Origin of the sequence: Phocaeicola sp. RTP21198st1_B8_RTP21198_201120 (genome assembly GCF_040929485.1) — a bacterium.
Taxonomy (GTDB): domain Bacteria; phylum Bacteroidota; class Bacteroidia; order Bacteroidales; family Bacteroidaceae; genus Phocaeicola; species Phocaeicola dorei.
Map to the genome: position 1 here is coordinate 1 of NZ_JBCOCI010000177.1, position 2,989 is coordinate 2,989.

The window sequence follows — 2,989 nt, forward strand, 5'->3', positions numbered from 1 at the left end:
ATTAATAGGTGCTTATAAATATGGATTCAAAGTGGGGATGTTGACGGCTGTTCTTTCTCCGCTTGCCAATAGCATCTTATTTGGAATGCCTTCTGTGGCCATACTGCCGGCTATATTGGTAAAATCGGTATTGTTGGCGTTGGTGGCGGGATATATGGCAGACCGTTTCCGTAAGATTACAATTCCTGCATTGCTGGGGACTGTTATGGCATATCAGGTGGTGGGTACCTTGATAGAATGGGTTCTTGTCGGTGATTTCTATTTGGCGGCACAGGATTTCCGGATTGGGATTCCGGGCATGTTGCTCCAGATTTTTGGCGGCTATGCATTGCTGAAAGCTATTGCAAAAAGATGAGTTGTAAACACTTGATGTTAATGTTGCAAACTGTGAAACAACCTGAAAATGGTGGCGCTGGTTATGTCCTGGTAGTTGTCATGGATGGAGAGCACGATAAATAGATGACTTTGGTTTTTGATAAATCATTTAATAGTTAATAGATAAAATGACAGGCACATTATTATTTTTAGGATTAGGAATGCAGGAAGTGTTATTCATTGCATTGATTGTTCTTTTGTTCTTTGGTGGGAAGAAGATACCCGAACTGATGAAGGGGTTGGGCAAAGGGGTTAAGAGTTTTAAAGAAGGGATGAACGGGTTGGAGGATGATATAGATGGGAAAGATAAGAAAGGGGAAACGAAAAAGTGACAAATAATGGAACAGCAGCAGAAGATACTGACCTTTTGGGATCATCTGGAAGAACTACGCCATGTCTTGTTCCGCATTGCAGTGGCTGTGGTATTTCTAATGTTGGTAGCATTCTTGTTTAAGGATGAGCTCTTTGCTATTGTTCTAGCGCCTAAGAATGCTGATTTCATTATTTATCATTTTTTTTGCCGGATAGCTGATTCTATGGCTATGCCTTCATTATGTCCGGAAGTGTTTTATGTGAAAATGATCAATACCCAATTGGCGGCTCAATTCATTACTCATATGAGTGTGTCTTTTTATGCGGGTTTTTTGTTGGCATCTCCTTATGTTATTTATCAGTTGTTCCGTTTTGTCTCGCCGGCTTTATACGAGAATGAAAAGAAATATTCTACCCGGGTTGTAGGATGGGGCTATTTTCTTTTTATGATGGGAGTTCTTTTGAATTATTTTTTGATTTTTCCTCTTACTTTCCGTTTTCTTGCTACCTATCAGGTCAGTATGGAAGTGGAGAACACGATTACTTTGTCCTCGTATATGGATACGTTGATGATGATGAGTCTGATGATGGGGATTGTTTTCGAGATCCCTGTTCTTTGTTGGCTTTTTGCCAAACTGGGATTTCTTACGGCTGATTTTATGAAGCGGTATCGTCGTCATGCTATTGTTATTATTCTGATAGTTGGAGCTGTTATCACTCCTACGTCAGATGTTTTTACATTGATGATGGTATCTGTGCCCATGTATTTGCTTTACGAAGTCAGCATTTGGATTGTAAGTCGGACAGGGAAAAAACAGCAGGAAGAATCCTTGGAGGAAGTGCTTGAAAAATCATGAGATGATAATCCTTATAAGTATTATATCGTAAAAAAGGAAGACCTTCGTGACGGCCTTCCTTTTTTCCATTAGGATCCATACTTTATTAAATCTTCCAGCCAAAGGCCTCTGCCACGGCCGGAAACACAATCTTTCCGTTGACAATATTCAAGCCGTTTTTTAGTCCAGGATCGTTTTCGCAAGCTTTTTTCCAACCAAGATCTGCCAATCTGATGGCGTATGGCAGTGTAGCATTGGTTAATGCCAAGGTTGAAGTACATGGTACAGCTCCCGGAATATTGGCCACACAGTAATGGATGATACCGTCTACTTCGTAAATAGGTTCGGCATGAGTTGTAGGATGGGACGTCTCAAAACATCCTCCTTGGTCAATGGCCACATCTACCAGTACGGTACCCTTTTTCATCAGTTTCAGCATGGGGCGTGTAATGAGGTGGGGGGCCTTTGCACCGGGGATAAGTACCGCACCGATTATCAAATCAGTTGTTGGCAGTTCTTTTTCTATATTGTGGCTGGACGAGAATAATGTTTTTACATTTTTAGGCATGAACTCGCTTAACTGACGCAGGCGGGGTAATGAAATATCGCAGATTGTGACATCAGCCCCTAGCCCTGCAGCCATTAAAGCTGCATTGGTTCCTACAATGCCGCCGCCTAATACCAGCACTTTGGCTGGTTTGACACCGGGAACTCCACCTAGTAAGATACCACGTCCTCCTTGAGGCTTCTCCAAAAAACGTGCTCCTTCCTGAGTGGACATTCGTCCCGCCACTTCACTCATGGGAATCAGCAGAGGCAGTCCTCCTTGTTTGTCTGTTACAGTTTCGTAAGCTAGGCATACTGAACCACTACGCATCATTGCCTCTGTTAATTCTTTGTCACAGGCAAAATGGAAGTATGTAAATACCAGTTGGTCCTTACGTACCAGATTATATTCACATTCGATGGGTTCCTTGACTTTTATAATCATTTCAGCGATGGCGTACACATCTTTTATAGTAGGAAGGATACGCGCTCCGACTTTCTCATACTCTTCGTCGGAAAATCCGCTGTTTATACCTGCGGTGTGTTGTATATACACCGTGTGACCTCTCTGTACCAACTCGTGTGCTCCTGCAGGGGTTAATGATACACGATTCTCGTTGTTTTTGATTTCTTTAGGAATTCCTACTATCATAATTGTCACATTTAAGGGGTTTGACTGCCTCAAAGATAACAAAATGTCAGAAAAGTAGGTTTTGTCTGGATATGTTTTTTTCGTAATAAATGTATGTTTAGCAACATTATTTTAAGGGATATTCTGTTTTTTATTTGTAAGTTTGCGGAGAGATTCAAAATTTTTGTGATGAGTTCTCCATAAAATAAAGAAAATCCTTAATTCCGCAACACTATTATAAATTAAACTTTTTAAGTACCTGAGCAACAAAACGTTGCTCAGGATTTTG

4 protein-coding genes are annotated in these 2,989 nt (G+C 41.1%); 3 read left to right on the top strand and 1 reads right to left on the bottom strand.

Features of this window, described 5'->3' with window-relative positions:
• The 3 genes from AB5935_RS24120 to tatC all read left to right on the top strand — a co-directional run.
• Nucleotides 1-355 (top strand): ECF transporter S component (locus AB5935_RS24120; protein WP_368327671.1); only part of this gene is annotated, 355 nt, incomplete at its 5' end.
• Nucleotides 356-503: 148 nt separating this feature from the next.
• Nucleotides 504-707 (top strand): twin-arginine translocase TatA/TatE family subunit, encoded by a 204-nt coding sequence (locus tag AB5935_RS24125; protein ID WP_007833233.1) that lies wholly within the window; start codon nucleotides 504-506, stop codon nucleotides 705-707.
• A gap of 6 nt (nucleotides 708-713) precedes the next feature.
• On the top strand, nucleotides 714-1,544 hold the full coding sequence (gene tatC / locus AB5935_RS24130; RefSeq protein ID WP_007833235.1) for a twin-arginine translocase subunit TatC: 831 nt from the start codon (nucleotides 714-716) through the stop codon (nucleotides 1,542-1,544).
• 85 nt (nucleotides 1,545-1,629) lie between these two features.
• On the opposite strand, the gene ald is transcribed toward tatC, so the two are convergent.
• On the bottom strand, nucleotides 1,630-2,721 hold the full coding sequence (ald, locus tag AB5935_RS24135; protein WP_007844305.1) for an alanine dehydrogenase: 1,092 nt from the start codon (nucleotides 2,719-2,721) through the stop codon (nucleotides 1,630-1,632).
• Nucleotides 2,722-2,989 lie beyond the last annotated feature (268 nt).